General features: G+C 65.9%; 16 protein-coding genes, 1 tRNA gene and 1 pseudogene. 11 read left to right on the top strand and 7 right to left on the bottom strand.

Translation table 11 applies throughout. The features are described 5' to 3' along the window. Positions 1-122: 122 nt before the first annotated feature. The 3 genes and pseudogenes from ACZYZ9_RS17365 to ACZYZ9_RS17355 all read right to left on the bottom strand — a co-directional run. Positions 123-1,067, bottom strand: a pseudogene (locus ACZYZ9_RS17365) (IS110 family RNA-guided transposase); the annotation flags it as partial. A 550-nt stretch (positions 1,068-1,617) separates the two neighbouring features. Beyond that, positions 1,618-1,974 (bottom strand): hypothetical protein, encoded by a 357-nt coding sequence (locus ACZYZ9_RS17360; RefSeq protein ID WP_463827491.1) that lies wholly within the window; start codon positions 1,972-1,974, stop codon positions 1,618-1,620. A 238-nt stretch (positions 1,975-2,212) separates the two neighbouring features. Beyond that, a complete protein-coding gene (locus ACZYZ9_RS17355; RefSeq protein ID WP_463827490.1) occupies positions 2,213-2,575 on the bottom strand; it encodes a hypothetical protein in 363 nt (120 codons plus the stop codon). Between the two features lie 664 nt (positions 2,576-3,239). Between ACZYZ9_RS17355 and ACZYZ9_RS17350 the strand changes: the two genes are divergently transcribed. Further along, positions 3,240-4,346, top strand: a complete 1,107-nt coding sequence (locus ACZYZ9_RS17350) for a tyrosine-type recombinase/integrase (protein ID WP_463827489.1) — start codon at positions 3,240-3,242, stop codon at positions 4,344-4,346. Between the two features lie 15 nt (positions 4,347-4,361). Here ACZYZ9_RS17350 and ACZYZ9_RS17345 read toward each other — a convergent pair. Beyond that, positions 4,362-4,435, bottom strand: a tRNA-Leu gene (locus tag ACZYZ9_RS17345). A gap of 350 nt (positions 4,436-4,785) precedes the next feature. Here ACZYZ9_RS17345 and ACZYZ9_RS17340 point away from each other — a divergent pair. The 10 genes from ACZYZ9_RS17340 to ACZYZ9_RS17295 all read left to right on the top strand — a co-directional run bounded on the left by ACZYZ9_RS17340 (position 4,786) and on the right by ACZYZ9_RS17295 (position 18,008). Next, complete coding sequence (locus tag ACZYZ9_RS17340) at positions 4,786-5,667, top strand: PPE family protein, SVP subgroup (RefSeq protein WP_463827488.1); 882 nt, start codon at positions 4,786-4,788, stop codon at positions 5,665-5,667. Between the two features lie 57 nt (positions 5,668-5,724). Beyond that, a complete protein-coding gene (locus ACZYZ9_RS17335) occupies positions 5,725-6,909 on the top strand; it encodes a PPE family protein (RefSeq protein ID WP_463827487.1) in 1,185 nt (394 codons plus the stop codon). Between the two features lie 492 nt (positions 6,910-7,401). Further along, complete coding sequence (locus ACZYZ9_RS17330) at positions 7,402-8,175, top strand: response regulator transcription factor (protein WP_463827486.1); 774 nt, start codon at positions 7,402-7,404, stop codon at positions 8,173-8,175. Between the two features lie 7 nt (positions 8,176-8,182). After that, a complete protein-coding gene (locus tag ACZYZ9_RS17325; RefSeq protein WP_463827485.1) occupies positions 8,183-9,712 on the top strand; it encodes a sensor histidine kinase in 1,530 nt (509 codons plus the stop codon). Between the two features lie 218 nt (positions 9,713-9,930). Further along, positions 9,931-10,020 carry a potassium-transporting ATPase subunit F gene (locus tag ACZYZ9_RS17320; protein WP_463827484.1) on the top strand — a complete coding sequence of 30 codons (90 nt, stop codon included), beginning with the start codon at positions 9,931-9,933 and terminating at the stop codon, positions 10,018-10,020. Continuing rightward, positions 10,020-11,681 (top strand): potassium-transporting ATPase subunit KdpA, encoded by a 1,662-nt coding sequence (kdpA, locus tag ACZYZ9_RS17315; protein WP_463827483.1) that lies wholly within the window; start codon positions 10,020-10,022, stop codon positions 11,679-11,681. The genes ACZYZ9_RS17320 and kdpA overlap by 1 nt, the downstream gene beginning before the upstream one ends. Before the next feature lie 7 nt (positions 11,682-11,688). Then, positions 11,689-13,842: a potassium-transporting ATPase subunit KdpB gene (kdpB, locus tag ACZYZ9_RS17310; RefSeq protein ID WP_463827516.1), complete on the top strand. Its 2,154-nt coding sequence runs from the start codon at positions 11,689-11,691 to the stop codon at positions 13,840-13,842. A gap of 1 nt (position 13,843) precedes the next feature. Then, positions 13,844-14,767, top strand: coding sequence for a potassium-transporting ATPase subunit C (locus ACZYZ9_RS17305; protein ID WP_463827482.1), 924 nt, complete (start codon positions 13,844-13,846; stop codon positions 14,765-14,767). An 8-nt stretch (positions 14,768-14,775) separates the two neighbouring features. Next, a complete protein-coding gene (locus tag ACZYZ9_RS17300) occupies positions 14,776-17,331 on the top strand; it encodes a DUF4118 domain-containing protein (protein ID WP_463827481.1) in 2,556 nt (851 codons plus the stop codon). After that, on the top strand, positions 17,328-18,008 hold the full coding sequence (locus tag ACZYZ9_RS17295) for a response regulator (RefSeq protein ID WP_463827480.1): 681 nt from the start codon (positions 17,328-17,330) through the stop codon (positions 18,006-18,008). Before ACZYZ9_RS17300 ends, ACZYZ9_RS17295 begins: the two co-directional genes overlap by 4 nt. Here the strand turns inward: ACZYZ9_RS17295 and ACZYZ9_RS17290 are convergent. The 3 genes from ACZYZ9_RS17290 to ACZYZ9_RS17280 are packed head-to-tail and all read right to left on the bottom strand — an operon-like array spanning position 17,971 to position 20,121. Further along, a complete protein-coding gene (locus ACZYZ9_RS17290; RefSeq protein WP_463827479.1) occupies positions 17,971-18,960 on the bottom strand; it encodes a Ppx/GppA phosphatase family protein in 990 nt (329 codons plus the stop codon). The two genes, ACZYZ9_RS17295 and ACZYZ9_RS17290, sit on opposite strands and share 38 nt — an antisense overlap. After that, entirely contained in the window at positions 18,951-19,439 is a 489-nt protein-coding gene (locus tag ACZYZ9_RS17285) for a DUF501 domain-containing protein (RefSeq protein ID WP_463827478.1), read from the bottom strand. Before ACZYZ9_RS17285 ends, ACZYZ9_RS17290 begins: the two co-directional genes overlap by 10 nt. After that, the gene (locus ACZYZ9_RS17280) at positions 19,432-20,121 is read right to left on the bottom strand and encodes an FtsB family cell division protein (protein WP_463827477.1); all 690 of its coding nucleotides are present in this window, start codon (positions 20,119-20,121) and stop codon (positions 19,432-19,434) included. Before ACZYZ9_RS17280 ends, ACZYZ9_RS17285 begins: the two co-directional genes overlap by 8 nt. Positions 20,122-20,127: the final 6 nt, after the last annotated feature.

Here is a 20,127-nt window from a genome sequence, read left to right as displayed (position 1 = left end):
CGTATGCCGCCGGCGCCTGTTCGATGCCATGTCGTTAGTGATTCTTCCTGCCCAAGCACTCGGGCAACAGAGTCCCACAACGACTGGACCACTACAGGGGGCTCACCTCATATGGTCTGGTGTCAAGTGGCGGCTTGAAGTTGTCGAAAGACTGATCGGCAGACGTAGCGTTTGAGGCAGCGTCGGGTTTCGCGGGTGGACATGCCTTCTGCGGTGCGTCGGGCGACGTAGCGGCGGGTGGTGGGGTCGCTGGTCATTCGGCTGCGGACGATGATGTCGAACGCGCGGTTGAGTTGGCGGTCCCCGGCGCGGGACAGGCGGTGTCGGGTGGTGTTGCCTGATGAGGCGGGAAGTGGTGCCACGCCGCCCAGGGCGGCGAAGGCAGCCTCGGAGCGGATGCGTCCGCGGTGGGAGTAGGCGCAGATGATGATGGCTGCGGTGACTGGTCCAACACCGGAGAGCTCTTGGAGCCCGGGGGCCGCGTGCGCGGCTAGGGCGCGCAGCTGCTGATGATTGTCCTGCAGCTGGGTCGTGTGTTCCAGGACCGCTCTGGCTAGTTGGCGTGCGACCGCGTGGGTGTTCGTGGCGGCCAGTTTTTGGTTGATCCGCCATGCGGCGATCGCTCGGATCTGGTTGTCGTGCAGTGGTTTGCGTGCATCGATTCCGAGGTCGACTGTCCGGAGCAGGGCGGTCAATGCGTTGCGGTTGGCGGTGCGCTGCTGATCGAGGATCCTGCGTGCGGCCAAGAGAATCCGCAGATCCTCGCGTTCACTGCTCTGGCGGGGTACCGGTATGCGTTGGCGTTCGACCCCGAGCACTGATCGTGCGGCGAGCTCAGCGTCGATCACATCGGACTTGCCCGCACGATCGCGGTGCCGGCCCACGGGACGAGCTTCGGTGACTTCGATGCCGGCAGCCCCCAGTGCCGCGGTGACCCCGGCGCCGTAGGAGCTGGTGCCCTCGACCGCAGCCAAGACGTTCATTGCCGGGCTGTGTCGGCGGATCCAGGACAGCGCCCGGCGGTGTCCCGGACCGGTGTTCGGGAAGGTAGCGCCCGCGAGCACCGCGCCGGTGTGTGTCGATGACGCAGAAACCCGCTGCGGTAGCGCTTGTCGTCAGGTTCCCCTTCGGCCTGGGACACGAGCCAGATAGCTGTTAGCGCTTTGGCTTTCAGAGAGTTGGGGGCTAGCGTATGTAACGGCCCGTCGACATATTCTGCGATTTTAGTGGGCGTGCAAAAATTACTTTAAGGGCACTTCTCAGTGTCAATGCGAACCACGCCAAACGTGATACTGGTGCCCGTAGTAATAGCAGCCCCAGGCGGGGGTGTCGAAGTGCACACCACCCAGTTCCGATCGACGACCTGGGAACGGCCCTTACCGGTCAAGTCCTTCGAGCCCGAGTACCACACTTGACCATTTGTCAATGACTGGATGGCATCCTGAGCGCCCTGCAGATCCTTGCCAATCAGGTTCGGCATCGTCCAGGACGGATCAGCAGACGCTAGCGCTAGGCCCAAAGTCGTCGCCAGGCAAAGCACACCGAGGCCGACAACAGCGGCGACGATCAGTGATAAACGCTTCATGGTGTTCTCTTTCCTCCCTCTCCCTCCCGGCCTTATCCGCCGAGGAGTCCTTGGAGAAACCCCTCCCCAAATTTTGTACCGAAGTAAAGCCCTTGGTGCTGCGGGCAATAGGTATTAATGGACGCTGCTGTGATCTGCTCAGCCTCGTCTTGGAAGAAGTACCAACCGTCCGAAAGGCGCACGCCGACCAGCCTGTTGGTGAAGTTGTGAACGTTAAGCGCCGTAGGCGCTGCGTCAAGCTGGGCGCATAACGAGGGACCGAAGTTGTTTACCGCCCATATCCGATGTTGTTGGGCTTGATAACTGTCCGCGTGAGCCGGTGCCGCTAGCCCAATTGTGACCGCGACAGCCCCCACCGCCGATCCGGCGACGATTGCCTTCTTTGACATGGCGATTTCTCCTTCAGTGGTTCCTTGAATCAGTTCAGCTCTATGGGGCGTAGCGGCCCGGTGAGTATTGCCTTGTGGGTCAAGCCAGATAGATGCGCAGCAGTGGTGGACTTCGGGTCGACGATGACGACCACAGTTCCGTCCTGGGATGTTTCGCTCATCGCCCGCTGTCGCTTCTCGCGTCGCCGCCGACACGTATCTGGCGGCAGGAGGAGCTTGCCCGCCCGCTCGAACCTGATCAGGCCGTTAGGATCCGGTGACAGGTGACGTCGGAGCCATCACCTGCGTAGGCGGCGTCTGACCAAGACAGAACGCCGTTAATCCACATTTTGCAGTCGATGTAGCTTGCCGAGCCCATGATCGGATCCAGCCCGATCTGATCCCCCGGCCAGGCGTTGCCCTCGGTGTAGGTGTAGGTGCCGCTGGGATTACAGACCGGCTTGGCCACCCCATTCCAGCCGTGGTAGATGAGGATGCAGTCAGCTCCCACCCAGGTCACGGTGGTACGCACAAATGAGTCGGCGTGAGCGGGGGCGGCAGCGGCCAGTGAGATGCCGGTCGCCGCCAGGGCGGCTGCGGCGGCGGCGACGATCTTGTTCATGCGGGTTCCTTGGGTTTGCTAGCTTGATTCAGATATGAGGTTGGAGCCGATTGCAGAACACACGTCCCCGGATATGGCCAAGCGTGATGGTTAACTGGTGGACCCGCGATGGCCGCGTCGGCATCAATTTCGTTGTGTGTGGTGCGCACGCCCCCAAAGGAGCACGCCAAAAGGCGCATGTGCCCTATTGACCAGCGGTAACGCGCGATGCCCCCCGGCAATCTCCGCCCCCAAACCCCGAGAACAGAATAATCTCTGGCGGCCATTCGCGTGGCCGTTTTCGTGATATTGATTCGTCGGTTTGGCGACCTCTTATTTGGACTGGTAGATAATCGTGTGACAGCTGTGGTTGGTGAATGGTTTTGTTGCTCGTGTTTCGTCTGATCCGCTTCTACCGTGAGATAACAGGCAAAAGTGGCCACTCGACACCAACAGAGGATCCATCCGCCTTCACCTCAATGAACACAACTGCGCGAGAAACAGGTCCCGTTTATAGCAACGTCAATACGCCGCCCTCAACGACGATCACCACTCACCACCAGACGGTGTGATGCTGCTCAAGAATGGGAACGCTGCACGCGAGCGGCGACTTCCGGTAGGAGTGCACGTTCAGCACACGGGATAACGCGGCGAGGTCGCGTCGGTCGCGTCGGCAGGACGGCGAATGGAGCGCCAATGCTCGCAAGTCAGCGACCAGGTCACCGGCACCTGGACCGACCCCAAACTCTCAGCCGTCACCTTCGGCGTGATGGCGGAGCGGTGGATCTCCACCAAGGCCACGCGGGCACCTAAGACCGTCGCCGGTTACCGCTCGTTGCTGGACACGATCGTCCTACCCAAATGGGAGAACGTACCGCTGCGAGAGATCAGCTTTGATGACTTACAGATCTGGATTACTGGCCTGGCAGTAGACGGCTCGGTGCGCTTCGAGGGCAAGGGGCTCAGCGCCTCTCGGGTGCGCCAGGCCCACCAGCTGATCGGTGCGGTCCTGAAGTTCGCCGTCAAGGCCAAACACCTGCCCGCCAACCCTGCTGACGGGATCGAACTGCCCAGGCTGCCCGAGTTAGAGCAGCGCTATCTCACTCATGAGCAGCTGCACCGGCTGGCGATCGCCTCGGGCCGGTTCCACACGTTTGTCCTGGTGCTGGGTTACTGCGGGCTGAGGTTCGGTGAAGCTGCCGCCCTCCGCGTGGGGGACCTGCACCTTGAGGCGCGGCGCATTCGGGTCACCCGGTCAGTGACCTACGTTCCCGGTGCGGGGCTGGTTGAGGGGCCGACCAAGAATCACAGTGCCCGCACCGTGCCGGTGCCCAAGTTCTTAGCACCGCTCCTGAGAACCGAAATACAGGGCAACAAGGGCGCAGCGATTGATTTTTTCTCACGGCGCGGCGGCTATCTCACGCTGGGAGAAGTTCGGTGGGTATTTGACCCGGCAGTGCAGGCCGTCCTCGCCTCCGAGAGGGCGCAACGCGCGCAAGAGCTCAAGGAAACAGGCGAAGCGACCACTTTGGAGTTTCCCGAGATCACCCCACAGGAGTTGCGTCATACGTGCGCATCACCGGCGATCAGCGCGGGGGCGAATGTGAAGGTGCTGCAGACACTGCTGGGCCACAAGACGGCCACCCTGACATTGGACCGCTACGGCCACCTGTTCCCTGATGACCTGGGCAGCATCGCGGACGCTTTCGACGCTGCCGTACAAACTGCTGCGGACGATCTGCGGACGATTTCTCCACTGCAGGCAAAGGCATTCGAGCAAAAACGCTACTGAGCAGCGCTTTCTCTGTGCCCCCAGTCGGACTCGAACCGACACTGTGCGGATTTTAAGTCCGCTGCCTCTGCCAATTGGGCTATGGGGGCTCAGCGAGTGAATCTAGTGTGCGATGCGCCCCGATCGGGCATGCCGTCGGCCGCGCAACGCCAATGTGCGGCGGGGCGGGGACTCCGCTAGGATCGCGCGCCGCGCATCTGAATAGGCGCGCCCACCCCGTTGGGGCATATGACACGGCCGTATCAGCCGCCAAGAGCTTGTTAAAAGCATCCACGCGATCGTTAAGAGGCCGTAAACGTCCGTCACCCTGTGCGCTTCGGCGGGAACTGTGGGGCAGTAGCTCGTTAGCGTTACGCCAACGCACAGCAGCCGTTACGCAAACACTCAGGGCCGACGGGCAGTACAGGTCGGCCATGTTTCCGGATACAAGGAGCAACAGATGTCATACCTGACAGCGGTACCTGCAGAACTGTCCGCCGCAGCGGCACAGCTGGGTGCCATCGGCAGTGCTTTGGCGGCGCAGAACGCGGGCGCGGCGGCCCCGACCACCTTCATTTCTCCCGCGGCTTCCGACGAGGTGTCGATCATCCAGTCCGGGATCTTCACCGCCTACGGCGCTCTGTATCAGCAACTTGCGGCCGAAGCTCAGGCAATTCAGGAACAGTTCGTGCAGACCCTCGGCATGAGCAGCGGTACCTACGAGTCATCGGAGTCGGCGAACGCCGCAGCGGCGACTCTGGCGGACGCCGTCGGCTCCGCCGCCGCCGCCCCGGCGGCCTCCGACCCCGTCTCGGACATCTTCACCGAACTTGCGACGCTGCTCGGCGGACCGGTCGGAAGCGTGAACAGTGAGCCCCTCAGCCTCTCGGGGAACATGGCCAACATCGCCAGCTACGAGATCGGTAACTTCGCCTCGGCCTCGTCGAACATGCTCGGTCTGACCAGCGGCGGCTTGATGCCGGAGGGATACGGCGTCCCCGAAGAACTTGCCGCGGCAGCCGAAGCCGCAACCGCGGCCGAAGGCGCCTCAGCGGTCAGCGCGGTGAGCGGCGGCGCGCCGATCGCGGCGGTCGGCGAGGCCGCGATGGTCGGCTCGATGTCGGTGCCACCGAGCTGGGCCGCGGGCACCACCCTGGTGTCGAGTTCCACCACGGGTGCGCTCTCCGGAGCCGGCTGGACGACCGCAGCGCCCGCGGCTGCACCCGGCGCGTTCTATCCCGGCATGCCTGGCGTGGCGTCGGCGGCCCGCAACAGCGCCGGTTTCGGTGCACCTCGCTACGGGGTCAAGCCCATCGTCATGCCGAAACCGGTGAGCGTCTAAGCCCCGCACGCCGAGCCTGCCACTAATCGGAATCAAACTAAAAGAAACGGATAGGACATGTCTTTCTTAGGATTCCCCCCGGAAGTCAACTCCGCGCTGATGTACGCCGGCGCAGGCGCCGGCCCGCTGATGGCGGCCGCGACGGCGTGGAACAACCTGGCCGCCGAGCTGAGCACGACCGCGACCCAGTACGAGTCGATCATCACGTCGCTGACCACCGAGCAGTGGACCGGCGCCGGGTCGGCGGCGGCCGCCGCCGCGGCCCAGCCCTACGTGGCATGGCTGACCTCGACAGCGGCAGCGGCAGAGCAGGCCGGCATTCAAGCCTCCGCCTCGGCAGCTGCCTACGAAGCCGCCTTCGCGGCCACGGTGCCCCCGGCGGTGATCGCCGCAAACCGCGCACTGTTGGCCACCCTGGTCGCCACCAACTTCCTGGGCATCAACACCCCGGCGATCATGGCAACCGAGGCCCAGTACCTGGAGATGTGGGTCCAGGACGTCCTTGCGATGACCACCTACCAGGCCAGTTCGGCCGTCGCGGGAATCTTGGAACCGGTGACTCCGTTGGCGCCGGAAACCAACCCCGGCGGCGCGGGAGCTCAGGCTGCCGCCGTCGCCGCCGCGCAGGCGGTGGGACCCGCCGCCGGGTTGGGCGACATCGTCACCGGTTTGCAGAGCGAAATGTCCAACTTGCTCACCGGGGCAACCGGGATCGGCGATGGCATCTACAAGGCGCTGCCGGCCGGTGCACAGGACCTGATCACGGCACTCGACGGCTTCTTGGGCACCCCATTCATCTTCAACGGCATCCAGCAGGTCGGCGTGACGGCGTCGTGGTTCATGTTCGCCGCGATCCCCAATGGGATCTTCGCCGCCCACACCATCGACGGCAACATTGCCGCCGCGGCCGAGGCGGCCGGGGTGGGTGCCATTGCGGCCGAAGGGGCGGCCGCGGGACTGATCAGCGACGTGGGAGCAGCCGGCGCCGCCGCCAGCATGGGCGAAGCGTCGCTGGTGGGCACCCTGTCGGTACCGGCGAGTTGGGCCGCGGCCGCTCCGGTGGCCGCCAACGCCGGAACCGCGCTGGCGGGCAGTGGTTGGACCGTCGCCGGGGAAGCCGCGGCGCCGGGAATGATGGCTGGGATGCCGGGCATGGCCGCGGCCGCCAAGGGCGCCGGAGCCGCTGCCGGCCCGCGCTACGGCGTCCGGCCGATCGTCATGCCCAAACAGGTCGTCTGCTGACGCGACGATCCCGGTAGATCACACCGGCACGTTTCGACGCGTGGCCGCATTCCTTCGGGGGTGCGGCCACGCGCGTTTGTATTGACCAGGTCGTTAGTTTGCTACAGCAACGGCAATTTCCGGGCCCCCGGCCTGCTGCCCCATCGCTTCGACCGACTCCTTCGGCAGCCGTACCAGCCCCGTCGAATCCGGGCCGGCAGAACTCACCCACACCCGTCGGCACACCGAGCACCGGTCGTCGGCCCACATCTCCCAACGGTCGCCGGCCGACGGCCCCAAAGGAGCAGGATCGCCCGTTGCGAAACCTGCCCCACCGATGAATCATGCGCTATCACAGAGTCTTTGGAAGTTCCGGCGGATGGTCTGCACCGCTTCGATGCATATCGAACGCATATCCGATCGCTCCGCGGCCGCCGCGTACCATGGTCATTAGTTTTGAGAAATCTATGAAGCCAGTGACAACCACATATGCGGTTGAAAGAATGCTCGAATATGACAGCAATGACGGGATACGGGCGCGCGCAACGTCCACGCCAAGCAATTCTTGGGCAACTGCCGCGAATCAACCGGGCCGACGGCTCGCCGATCCGAGTGTTGCTGGTCGACGACGAACCGGCTCTGACCAATCTGGTCAAGATGGCGCTGCACTACGAAGGCTGGGATGTCGAGATCGCGCACAATGGGCGCGAGGCCATCGCCAAGTTCGACCGCATCGGCCCGGACGTACTGGTTCTCGACATCATGCTGCCCGACGTGGACGGCCTGCAGATCCTGCAACGGGTGCGCGAATCCGACACCTACACACCTACCTTGTTCCTCACTGCCCGGGACTCGGTGATGGACCGGGTCACCGGCCTGACCGCGGGCGCCGACGACTACATGACCAAGCCGTTCAGCCTCGAGGAACTGGTCGCCCGGTTGCGCGGGCTGCTGCGCCGCTCCAGCCACCTGGCGCCACCAGCCGACGAGTCCCTGAAGGTCGGCGACCTCAAGCTCGATGCAGCCAGCCGGGAGGTGACCCGCGGGGGCACCCCGATGTCGCTGTCGTCGACCGAATTCGAACTGCTGCGCTTCTTGATGCGCAACCCGCGGCGTGCCCTGAGCCGCACCGAGATTCTCGATCGGGTGTGGAACTACGACTTCGCCGGCCGCACCAGCATCGTCGATCTGTACATCTCCTACTTGCGGAAGAAGATCGACGCCGACAGAGAGCCCATGATCCACACCGTGCGTGGGATTGGATACATGCTCCGACCACCCGAATGAGTTCGGCATGACGGGGGATCGCTACACCCCGCGGTGGTTCCCGCGCTCGCTTCGCCGTCAGTTGCTGCTGGGTGTGCTGAGCGTGGTGTCGGTGGTGCTGGTGGCTGTCGGCGTCGTCTCGGTGTGGACGCTGCGCGGCTACGTCACCGCCATGAACGACGCCGAAGTCGCCGAATCGATGCACGCGCTCAGCCACGCCTACGCGCGGTACCGCAACGGGGAACACACCTCGGTTCACAACGGGATACCGCCGGTGTCGCAGGCGTTGCTGGAGTTCACCGGCCAGACCCCCGGAAACCTCATCGCCGTGATTCGCGACGGGAAGGTCATCGCGTCGGCCGTCTTCTCCGAGGACGAGCCACGACCGGCGCCACCGGATGTCATCCGCGCCATCGAAGCGCAGTCGTGGACCGACGGCTCGTCGCGCGTCGAGAATCTGGGCACCCTCGGCCCGCATCAGGTGGACAGCCGCATCGCCGGATCCGACCGCCTGGTGGTCGGTGTCTCGCTGAGCATCGCCGAGGCGATCATCTCCCGCAAACAACTCACCACCGCCGCCCTGGTTGCCACCGCACTGCTGGTCACCGCCGCCTTGACGGCGTGGGTGGTGGGCTATGCGCTGCGGCCGTTGAGCCGCGTCGCCGCAACCGCCGCGGAGGTGGCGGCGATGCCGCTTGCGCACGACGACCACCAGATCAGGGTGCGGGTCCGTCCGGAGGACACCGACCCGGACAACGAAGTCGGAATCGTCGGGCACACCCTGAACAAGTTGCTCGACAACGTCGACAGCGCGCTGGCCCACCGCGTCGAATCCGACTTGCGCATGCGCCAATTCATCACCGATGCCAGCCACGAGCTGCGCACACCGCTGGCGGCCATCCAGGGCTACGCCGAGCTGACCCGCCAGGACAGTTCCGATCTGCCGCCCACCACCGAGTACGCGCTGGCACGCATCGAGTCCGAGGCGCGGCGAATGGCGTCCCTGGTCGACGAACTGCTGCTGCTGTCACGGCTGGGTGAGGGCCAGGACCTGCAAACCGAAGAGCTGGACTTCGCCGATCTGGTGATCAACGCGGTGAACGACGCGGCCGTGGCCGCCCCCACGCACCGCTGGGTCACCAAGCTGCCCGACGTGCCGGTGTGGGTGAACGGGGACCACGCCCGGCTGCACCAGCTGTTGAGCAATCTGCTCACCAACGCTTGGGTGCACACTCCCCCGGACGTCACGGTGACCACCGCCATCACCTGCCACGCCGCCGGCAACCCCGACCCTGACGGCGCGGGCGGGCCCTACGTCGAGCTGACGGTCGCCGACGACGGACCCGACATCGACCCGGAGGTCCTTCCCTATCTGTTCGAGCGGTTCGTCCGGGCCGATAAGGCACGTTCCAACGGTTCCGGTCACGGACTGGGACTGGCCATCGTCAGCTCGATCGTCAAGGCGCACGAGGGCACGGTGGCCGCCGAATCCGCCAATGGTCTGACCGTGTTCCGGGTGCGGCTGCCACTGATCGATCCGCCGGTCGACGCCACCTAACGCGCCGCCGCTGCCTGCGCCGTAAAGGTCGCGGCCCACTCCGTAAAGAAACCGTCAAGGCCGCGGCCCCCGGGCCGCCGTCGCGCCTAACGTTCGATCCGGCCCTCACCCCGAGGGTCCACGTGCGCGAAAGTTGAGACGGAGATGTCGGTGGTGGCCTATCTCGCGCTGACCGTGGCGATCTTCGCCACGCTCGGGGCATTGCTGAAGTTGGACAGATGAGTTTCGCCAACACCGTGGGCCTGGTGCTGGCCGTCTTGGTCGCGGCGCTGCTGATGGCAGCCCTGCTCTATCCGGAGAAATTCTGATGGGCCCCGGTGCGCTGTTCCTGGCGTTGCTGATGATCGCGATAGCGGCCGCGCACGTCCCGCTGGGCGACTACATGTACCGCGTCTACAGCTCCGACAAGCATTCTCGGGCAGAGCTTCTCGTCTACCGCATGGTCGGCGCCGATCCCGCGGCCGAGCAGACGTGGAAGACCTACGCCCGCAGCCTGCTCGCATTCTCGGCGGTCAGCGTCGTCTTTCTGTACCTGTTGCAACTCAGTCAGAGCCGACTGCCGCTGCACCTGTCCGACCCGGCCACCCACCTGAGTCCGGCGCTGGCCTGGAACACCGCGGTCAGCTTCGTCACCAACACCAACTGGCAGGCCTATTCGGGCGAATCGACGCAGGGGCACCTGGTGCAGATGGCCGGGTTGGCGGTGCAGAACTTTCTGTCCGCCGCGGTCGGCATGGCCGTCGCCGTCGCGCTGATCCGCGGATTCGCTCGCCACCGCACCGAGGAGCTCGGCAACTTCTGGGTGGACCTGACCCGGGGTACGGTGCGTATCCTGCTGCCGATCTCGATCCTCGGCGCGATCGTCCTGGTCGCCGGCGGCGCCGTGCAGAATTTCCACCTGCATGACCAGGTGGCCAGCACACTGGCCGGCGCGCCGCAGATCATTCCCGGCGGTCCGGTCGCCAGCCAGGAGGCGATCAAAGAGCTCGGCACCAACGGCGGCGGGTTCTTCAACGCCAACTCCGCGCACCCGTTCGAGAACCCGACGGCGTGGACCAACTGGGTGGAGATCTTCCTGTTGGTCGTCATACCCTTCTCGCTGCCCCGCACCTTCGGCCGGATGGTGGGCAACAAGAAACAGGGCTACGCGGTCGCCGCGGTCGTCGGCGCGTTGGCCACGCTCAGCGTCACCCTGATGATGGTGTTCCAGCTGCAGCACCACGGCACCGTCCCGACGGCCGTCGGTGCCGCCAGCGAGGGCGTCGAACAGCGTTTCGGAGTCATCGATTCGGCGATCTTCGCCGACGCCACCACCCTGACGTCCACCGGTGCGGTCGACTCGACGCACGACTCGTACACCAGCCTGGGCGGTCTGATGACGATGTTCAACATGCAACTGGGCGAGGTCGCGCCCGGCGGTACCGGCTCGGGGTTATACGGCATCCTGATCCTGGCCGTGCTGACGGTTTTCGTCGCCGGGTTGATGGTTGGCCGCACCCCGGAATACCTCGGCAAAAAGATCACCCCCCGCGAAATGAAGCTGGCGGCAAGCTACTTCCTGGTGACGCCACTCATCGTGCTGGTCGGAACCGCCGTCGCGATGGCGCTGCCCGGCCAACGGGCCGGCATGGCCAACTCCGGGCCGCACGGGCTGTCCGAGGTGCTCTACGCGTTCACCTCTGCAGCCAACAACAACGGCTCGGCGTTCGCCGGTCTGAGCGCCAACACCGTCTGGTACAACACCGCGCTGGGACTGGCGATGGTGTTCGGCCGGTTCCTCCCCATCATCCTGGTCCTCGCCCTGGCCGGTTCGCTTGCCCGCCAAGGTTTTACCCCGGAGTCCCGCGGCACCCTGCCCACCCACCGACCACAGTTCGTCGGCCTGGTGGTCGGGGTGACGCTCATCCTGGTCGCGCTGACCTTCCTGCCCGCGCTGGCGCTCGGGCCGCTCGCCGAAGGGATCCACTGACGTGACGATCACCACCGAACCACCGACGAACCAGCACAGCGGCCACGCCGCGGCCGCAAAGCTGCCGGGCGGCCTGCTCGACCCCACCATGCTGGTCACGTCGCTGCCCGACGCACTACGCAAGCTCGATCCCCGCACGCTGTGGCGCAACCCGGTGATGTTCATCGTCGAGATCGGTGCCGTGTGGTCCACGGTGTTGGCGTTCGGGGAAGAGACCTGGTTCAGCTGGATCACCGTCGGCTGGCTCTGGCTCACCGTCGTCTTCGCGAACCTGGCCGAAGCGGTGGCCGAGGGACGCGGCAAGGCGCAGGCCGATTCGCTGCGAAAGTCCAAGGCCGACACCATCGCCCATCGCCTCACCAGTTGGACCCCGGGCAGTCCCGGCCCGGCCGAGGAGGTGGCCGCACCGCTGCTGCAGCAGGGCGACATCGTGGTGGTCACCGCCGGTCAGGTCATACCCGGCGACGGTGACGTCGTGGAAGGTATTGCTTCCGTTGATGAATCGGCGATCACCGGGGAATCCGCGCCGGTGATCCGGGAATCCGGTGGTGACCGGTCCGCGGTGACCGGCGGGACGACGGTGCTGTCCGACCGCATCGTCGTCAGGATCACCCAGAAGCCCGGCGAAAGCTTCGTGGACCGGATGATCGCCCTCGTCGAGGGCGCGAACCGGCAGAAGACGCCCAACGAGATCGCGCTCAACATTCTGCTGGCCGCGCTGACCATCATCTTCGTCTTCGCAGTCGCCACCCTGCAGCCGTTGGCGATCTATGCCAAGGCCGACAACCCGGGGGTGGCGGACACCTCGGCGCTGAGCGGTGACGGCATCAGCGGCATCGTGCTGGTGGCACTGTTGGTGTGCCTGATTCCCACCACCATCGGGGCGCTGCTGTCCGCGATCGGCATCGCAGGCATGGACCGGCTGGTGCAGCGCAACGTGCTGGCTATGTCCGGCCGTGCGGTGGAAGCGGCCGGCGACGTCAACACCCTGCTGTTGGACAAGACCGGCACCATCACCCTGGGCAATCGCGAAGCCGCACAATTCATTCCGGTTACCGGTATCACGCACGAGGAACTGGCCGACGCCGCCCAGTTGTCCAGCCTGGCCGACGAGACCCCCGAGGGCCGTTCGATCGTCGTCTACGCCAAGTCGGCCTACGGGTTGCGGGCGCGGACGCCGGGCGAGCTCGGCAACGCTTCGTGGGTCGAGTTCAGTGCGACAACCCGGATGTCGGGCGTCGACCTGGACGGACGGCAGTTGCGCAAAGGTGCGGCCAGCTCCGTGGCCGAGTGGGTCCGTAGCCATGGCGGCACCGTGCCCGCCGAACTCGGCAACATCGTCGACGGCATCTCCGCGGCGGGCGGCACCCCGCTGGTGGTGGGCCGGGTGCGCCAGGGCGGCCGCCCCGACGACGAGGCCCGGGTGCTGGGCGTCATCCACCTCAAAGATGTTGTCAAGCAGGGCATGCGGGGCCGATTCGACGCGATGCGGCAGATGGGCATCCGCACGGTGATGATCACCGGGGATAATCCGTTGACCGCCAAGGCGATCGCGGAGGAAGCCGGAGTCGACGACTTCCTCGCCGAAGCCACCCCCGAAGACAAACTGATGCTGATCAAGCGCGAGCAGCAGGGCGGGCGACTGGTGGCGATGACCGGCGACGGCACCAACGACGCCCCCGCGCTGGCCCAGGCCGATGTCGGGGTGGCGATGAACACCGGCACCTCGGCGGCCAAAGAAGCCGGGAACATGGTGGACCTGGACTCCGACCCCACCAAACTGATCGAGATCGTCGAGATCGGCAAACAACTGCTGATCACCCGGGGCGCGCTGACCACCTTCTCCATCGCCAACGACATCGCCAAATACTTCGCGATCATCCCGGCCTTGTTCGTCACCTTGTTCCCCGGCCTGGACCTGCTCAACGTGATGCGATTACACAGCCCGCAATCGGCGATACTGTCCGCGGTCATCTTCAACGCCGTCGTCATCGTCGCGTTGATTCCGTTGGCGCTGCGCGGCGTTCGGTACACGCCCAGCCAGGCCGCAAAGCTGTTGAGCCGCAACCTTTACCGCTACGGACTCGGCGGCATCCTCGCCCCGTTCGTCGGGATCAAGCTCATCGACCTGATCGTTCAACTGCTGCCGGGGATCGCCTGAGATGAACTTCGCCAACACGATTCGTCAACATTGGGCCGCACTGCGCGCGTTGCTCGTCTTCACCGTGCTGCTCGGCCTCGGTTACCCGCTGCTGATCTGGTTGGTGGCGCTGCTGCCCGGGTTGCACGACCGAGCAGAAGGGTCCCTGCTGCGGGTCGGCGGTACAACGCTCGGCAGCAAGCTGATCGGGCAATCGTTCACCGACTCAGCCGGCAACCCGCTCCCGCAGTACTTCCAGTCCCGCCCGTCGGCCGCAGGCGCCGGATACGACCCGATGTCCACCGGCGGCAGCAACCTGGGACCCGAGAACGTCATCGACACCATGGCCGATCCGGCCAAGATGGCCGCCGGAAAGAGTGCGGCCGACGCCGGCTTCAAGGCCAGCCTGCTCACCCTGGTCTGCTCGCGCAGCGTTGCCGTGGGGCGACTCGAGGGCGTGGACGGGTCGCGTCCCTTCTGCACGGCGGCGGGCGTCGGTTCGGTGCTGGCGGTGCTGGGTCCCCGCAACGAGCGCGGCCAGGTGGTGCACCCGACGCGGGTGGTCAGCATCAACGAGCCCTGTGCGTCCACCAAGCTGCCCTTCGTGGACAGTTACCAGGGCGTGCGAGTCGAATGCGCCGTCTTCGGCGAGGACTACGCCAGCGGCATGATCGTGCCGGTGCGCGGCGCCGCGCCCGGCCGGCCCCAGGTGCCCGCGGATGCCGTCACCGCCAGCGGCAGCGGCCTGGACCCGGACATCTCCCCCGGCTACGCCGAGATCCAGGTGAACAGGGTCGCCAAGGCCAGACATGCCACACCCGATCAGATCCGCCACATGGTGCAGCAGTATCGCAGCGATCGCACGCTGGGCTTCATCGGTGAGCCCGCAGTCAACGTCGTCCAACTCAATCTCGCGTTGGACCGCAGGTACCCGGCCACGGGTTAGCGCCGAAGGTGGATGATGTTGATGTGACCGACCCCGGCTTCACAGTGCACCGTCCCAAGCCCGGCGAGCTGCGCATCTATCTCGGTGCGGCGCCCGGCGTCGGCAAGACTTTCTCGATGTTGAGCGAGGCGCACCGTCGACTCGAACGCGGCACCGATGTGGTGGCGGCGGTGGTGGAAACCCACGGGCGGGCGAAAACCGCTGAGCTGCTTGACGACATCGAGGTCATCCCACCGCAATACATCGACTACCGTGGCGGCCGCTTTCCCGAACTCGACGTTCCGGCGGTGCTGGCGCGACACCCGCAGGTAGTCCTGGTCGACGAGCTCGCCCACACCAACACCCCGGGCAGCCGGAACGAGAAACGCTGGCAGGACGTCGAAGAACTGCTCGACGCCGGGATCACCGTAATCTCCACCGTCAACATCCAGCACCTGGAAAGCCTCAACGATGTGGTCGCCCAGATCACCGGGATCGAGCAGAAAGAGACGATTCCGGATTCGATCGTGCGACAGGCCGCCCAGGTCGAGCTCATTGACATCACCCCGGAGGCGTTGCGGCGCAGGCTTTCCCACGGCAACGTCTACGCGGCTGAGAAGATCGACGCGGCGCTGTCCAATTATTTCAGGCGTGGAAATCTCACCGCACTGCGGGAATTGGCGCTGTTGTGGCTGGCCGATCAGGTCGACACCACGCTGGCCAAGTACCGCGCGGAGAACAAGATCACCGACACGTGGGAGGCCCGCGAGCGAGTGGTGGTCGCTGTCACCGGCGGCCCGGAGTCAGAGACGCTGGTTCGACGGGCGTCGCGGATCGCCTCGAAATCCAGTGCCGAACTGATGGTGGTGCACGTGCTGCGCGGCGACGGGCTCGCCGGGCTGTCCGAGTCCCGGATGAGCAAAATCCGGGAACTGGCAAACAGTTTGGACGCCTCGCTGCACACCGTCGTCGGCGACAACGTGCCCGATGCGTTGCTCGACTTCGCCCGCGAGATCAACGCCACCCAGCTGGTGATCGGCACCTCCCGCAGGTCTCGGTGGGCACGCCTGTTCGACGAGGGCATCGGCGCCGCGATCGTGCAACGTTCCGGCAAGATCGACGTTCACATCGTCACCCACGACCAAGCCAAGCGGGGCACCCGGACACCTTCGTCGCCCCGTGAACGACGGCTGATCTCCTGGTTGGCGGCGGTAATCATCCCGTCGGCGATATGCACTATCGCGGTCACGCTGCTAGATCCCTACCTGGACACCGGTGGCCAGAGCGCGTTGTTCTTCATCGGCGTGCTCCTGGTGGGTCTGCTGGGAGGCGTTGCGCCGGCGGTGCTTTCGGCGGTGCTGTCCGGACTGCTGCTGAACTATTTCCTGATCGCTCCGCGACACAGCTTCACCATCGCCGCACCCAACAGCGCGGTGACCGAATTGGTGCTGCTGCTGATCGCGGTCGCGGTGTCGGTGCTGGTGGACAGTGCCGCCAAGAGAACCCGGGAGGCCCGCCGCGCCGCCCGAGAGGCCGAGCTGCTGACCCTGTTCGCCGGATCGGTGTTGCGCGGTGCCGATCTGGCCACGCTGTTGGAGCGGGTGCGCGAGACGTACTCGCAGCGCAGCGTCAGCATGCTGCGCGAACAATCGGGTCACCGTAAGGTCATTGCCTCCGTCGGCAAAGACGCCTGCGCCACAGTCGATTCCGCGGATACTGCGATCGAGGTCGGGGACGACGAGTTCTGGATGCTGCTGGCCGGGCGCAAACTTGCGGCGCGGGACCGCCGGGTGCTCGGCGCGGTGGCCAAGCAGGCTGCCGGGCTGGTCCGCCAGCGCGAACTCGCCGAAGAGGCCGGCCGTACCGAAGCCATTGTGCGGGCTGACGAATTGCGCCGGTCACTGCTTTCGGCGGTCAGCCACGACCTGCGCACGCCGCTGGCCGCGGCCAAGGTGGCGGCGTCCAGTCTGCGCGCCGCCGACATCGCGTTCTCCCCCGAGGACACCGCCGAATTGCTGGCCACCATCGAAGAATCCATTGATCAGCTGACCGCGTTGGTGGGCAACCTACTCGACTCCTCGCGGCTTGCCGCCGGCGTGGTGCGTCCCGAACGGCACTTGGTGTACGTCGAGGAAGTGGTGCAGCGCGCCCTGGTCAGCATCGGCAAGGGCGCCACCGGCTTCTACCGGTCAGCCATCGACCGCGTCAAGGTCGACGTCGGCGACGCCGTGGCAATGGCCGACGCCGGGCTGCTGGAGCGGGTGCTGGCCAACTTGATCGACAATGCGCTGCGCTATGCGCCCGACTGTGTGGTCCGGGTCAACGCGGGCCGCGTCGGCGCCCGGGTGTTGATCAACGTCGTCGACGAGGGCCCGGGCATCCCGCACGGCACCGAAGAGCACGTCTTCGAATCCTTCCAGCGCCTTGGGGATCAGGACAACACCACCGGCGTGGGCCTGGGCATGTCGGTGGCGCGCGGCTTCGTCGAGGCGATGGGCGGCGCGATTTCCGCCGGTGATACGCCCGGTGGCGGGCTGACCGTGCTGGTGGATCTGCCTGCCCCGTGCGAAGGCGGTGAACGATGACCCGCGTGCTGGTGATCGACGACGAGCCGCACATCCTGCGGGCGTTGCGCATCAACCTTTCGGTACGCGGATACGAGGTGATCACCGCGTCCACCGGGGCCGGCGCGCTGCGCGCCGCCGCCGACCATCCCCCCGACGTGGTGATTCTGGACCTCGGGCTGCCCGACATGTCGGGCATCGACGTGCTCGCGGGTCTCCGCGGCTGGCTCAGCGCACCGGTGATCGTGCTGTCCGCCCGCACCGACTCCGCCGACAAGGTCGAAGCACTGGATGCCGGTGCCGACGACTATGTCACCAAACCCTTTGGCATGGACGAGTTTCTGGCCCGGTTACGGGCGGCGGTACGCCGCAACACCGCGGCCTCGGAGCTGGACCAGCCGGTCATCGAAACCGAGGCGTTCACCGTGGATTTGGCCGCCAAGAAGGTCACCCGCAACGGCACCGAGGTGCATCTGACCCCCACCGAGTGGGGCATGCTCGAGGTGCTGGTGCGCAATCGGGGCAAGCTGGTGGGCCGCGAAGACTTGCTCAAAGAGGTGTGGGGACCGGCGTACGCGACCGAAACCCATTATCTGCGAGTGTATCTGGCGCAGTTGCGGCGCAAACTCGAAGACGATCCGGCCAACCCTAGGCATTTGCTCACCGAGTCGGGTATGGGCTACCGATTCGAAGTGTAGGCGCGGCGATCGACAGCACAATGCCGTCCAGGATGTCGTGTTCGCTGACCGTCAACTCGGCGATACCGGCCCGGTCGTGCAGTTCGCGGGCCAACTCCCGCACCACGATCGCACCGCCGCCGATCACATCGACGCGGCCCTCGTGCATAGGTCCCAACGCGGCGCGCTCAGCGCGGGTCATGGCGATCAACCGATCACAGACGTCCAGCAATGGGGCCAGCGCCACCCGCGAAAGATGAATGGCTGCAGCGTCATAGGTGGTCATCTCGTGGGCCAGGGCCGACAAGGTGGTCATCGTCCCGGCCAGTCCCACCCAGGTCCGTGCCCCCTCGACGGGCACTGCGCGCAGTGCGACCTCGAGTCGTTCGCGAACCACCTGTGCGGCCGCCTCGACTTCCGCCGCGGTCGGCGGGTCGGAATGCAAGCAGCGCTCGGTCAGCCGGACACAACCGATGTCGGCCGAGTAGCTGGCGATCACCTCGTCAGCCGCCTTGCCGAGCACGATCTCGGTCGAGCCGCCGCCGAGGTCGACAACAAGGAAAGGCGCGTTAGCGCTGTCCAATTCGCCGACCGCACCGCGGAACGACAACTCGGCCTCCTCGGCACCGGTGATGACTTCGGCGACCGCACCGGGGATCACCGTGCCCAGCACCTCGGCCGTCATCGCGAAGAATTCGTCGCGATTGCTGGCATCGCGGGTGGCGGAAGTGGCGACCATCCGCACCCGCTGCACGCCGTGCTGCGCCAGCAATTCAGCGTAGTCGGTCAGCGCGGCCCGGGTGCGGGCGATCGCGCCCGGAGCGAACGCGCCGGTCGCATCCACCCCCTGGCCCAGCCGCACGATCCGCATTTCCCGGTGGACGTCCGTCAGCCGGCCGTCGGCGACATCGGCGATCAGCAGACGAATCGAGTTGGTACCGCAGTCGATTCCGGCTAGACGGCTCATACCCATTGTCTCCCAACCAGATTCGCGGTCGCAGGCTCAGCAGCCAACAGTGCCAGCGCTTCGTCCCCGAAGGGGTTGATCCCGGGCCCCTTGGCCAACGAGTGTGCGATCAGCACATGTAGGCACTTGACCCGGTCCGGCATGCCACCGCCGGAAAACGTGGTTCCCAGTGGCTCGATCGCGTCGCGCTCAGCCAGATACGACTCGTGCGCCCGGCGGTACGCGGCCGCCAGGTCCGCGTCCCGGCCCAACCGTTCCGTCATCTCACGCATCAAGCCGGTGGTCTCCAGTCTGCTCGCAGCCGCCGTCAGCGCCGGATGCGTCAGGTAGTACAACGTCGGAAAAGGCGTTCCGTCAGGAAGTTTCGGAGCGGTCTTCACCACGCCCGGGGTGCCGTCGGGACACCGGAAGGCGATGCTGAGCACCCCACGCGGCTCGCGCCCGAGCTGTCGCGCCACCGCCTCCAGGTCCGCCCGATCAACCACCGGAATCCGGTGGATTCGGCGGCACCGGCCCCGGTTCGGGTGCCGGGGCAACAGTGGGCGGCAGGTGCGGCGCATCGGCGATGGTGTGCCACAGCGAGGTGTACCAGGGTTCGTTCTTGGCCTGGGGGTTGCCCTCACCGCCCGGCTGTGGCGCGGTCGCGGCCGTCGGCGGCAGCTGCACCTGGAACGGAATGTCGCCGGGTTTGACGAATCCCAGCCGTTCGCGCGCCTGCGCCGCGATGTAAGCCGGGTCGCCCAGCTGGCCCTTGCGTTGCTCCAGGTCGGCGATCTGGCGGCGCAGCGCGGTTTCGGTCGCGGTCAGCTGCGCCATTTCGGTGCGCTGCGCGAAATAGGTGCGCACCGGGCCGGCAATGGTCAACGTCAGCACGCAGACCACCGCGGCCAGAATGGCGGCTCGGCGCGCGGTGAAGCCGAGTCGCTGGTCGGAGCGCTGGTCGACGGATTCGCTGAACTTGCGCTTAATGGGCTCGACGACGTGGTCCTGCAGCGAATGCGCAGAGCTGCGGCTCTCGTCGGGCGCGGTCTGCGCGGGCTTGGACTGCGGCCTGGAGCCCGGTTTGGCGACCGGTTTGGAGCTGGCGCGCCGGCCCCGAGCCGAGTCGCCGGCCTTCCCCGGCCGCGATGCCGGGGAACGACGCTTCGGATCAGACTTGGCGGCCAAGCGGCT

It is taken from the genome of Mycobacterium sp. IDUB_28 (genome assembly GCF_055419285.1).
Note: the sequence above shows the minus strand (reverse complement) of the source record. Positions and strands in the feature narration are given on the sequence as shown.

What these genes read in the sequence shown, in the direction of transcription:
- ACZYZ9_RS17305 (WP_463827482.1), top strand. Translation starts at nt 13,844, where the DNA reads ATGAACTTCGCCAACACGATTCGTCAACATTGGGCCGCACTGCGCGCG.
- ACZYZ9_RS17355 (WP_463827490.1), bottom strand. Translation starts at nt 2,575, where the DNA reads ATGAACAAGATCGTCGCCGCCGCCGCAGCCGCCCTGGCGGCGACCGGC.
- ACZYZ9_RS17330 (WP_463827486.1), top strand. Translation starts at nt 7,402, where the DNA reads ATGACAGCAATGACGGGATACGGGCGCGCGCAACGTCCACGCCAAGCA.
- ACZYZ9_RS17350 (WP_463827489.1), top strand. Translation starts at nt 3,240, where the DNA reads ATGGAGCGCCAATGCTCGCAAGTCAGCGACCAGGTCACCGGCACCTGG.
- ACZYZ9_RS17290 (WP_463827479.1), bottom strand. Translation starts at nt 18,960, where the DNA reads ATGGGTATGAGCCGTCTAGCCGGAATCGACTGCGGTACCAACTCGATT.
- ACZYZ9_RS17325 (WP_463827485.1), top strand. Translation starts at nt 8,183, where the DNA reads ATGACGGGGGATCGCTACACCCCGCGGTGGTTCCCGCGCTCGCTTCGC.
- ACZYZ9_RS17295 (WP_463827480.1), top strand. Translation starts at nt 17,328, where the DNA reads ATGACCCGCGTGCTGGTGATCGACGACGAGCCGCACATCCTGCGGGCG.
- ACZYZ9_RS17360 (WP_463827491.1), bottom strand. Translation starts at nt 1,974, where the DNA reads ATGTCAAAGAAGGCAATCGTCGCCGGATCGGCGGTGGGGGCTGTCGCG.
- ACZYZ9_RS17335 (WP_463827487.1), top strand. Translation starts at nt 5,725, where the DNA reads ATGTCTTTCTTAGGATTCCCCCCGGAAGTCAACTCCGCGCTGATGTAC.
- kdpA (WP_463827483.1), top strand. Translation starts at nt 10,020, where the DNA reads ATGGGCCCCGGTGCGCTGTTCCTGGCGTTGCTGATGATCGCGATAGCG.
- ACZYZ9_RS17320 (WP_463827484.1), top strand. Translation starts at nt 9,931, where the DNA reads ATGAGTTTCGCCAACACCGTGGGCCTGGTGCTGGCCGTCTTGGTCGCG.
- ACZYZ9_RS17340 (WP_463827488.1), top strand. Translation starts at nt 4,786, where the DNA reads ATGTCATACCTGACAGCGGTACCTGCAGAACTGTCCGCCGCAGCGGCA.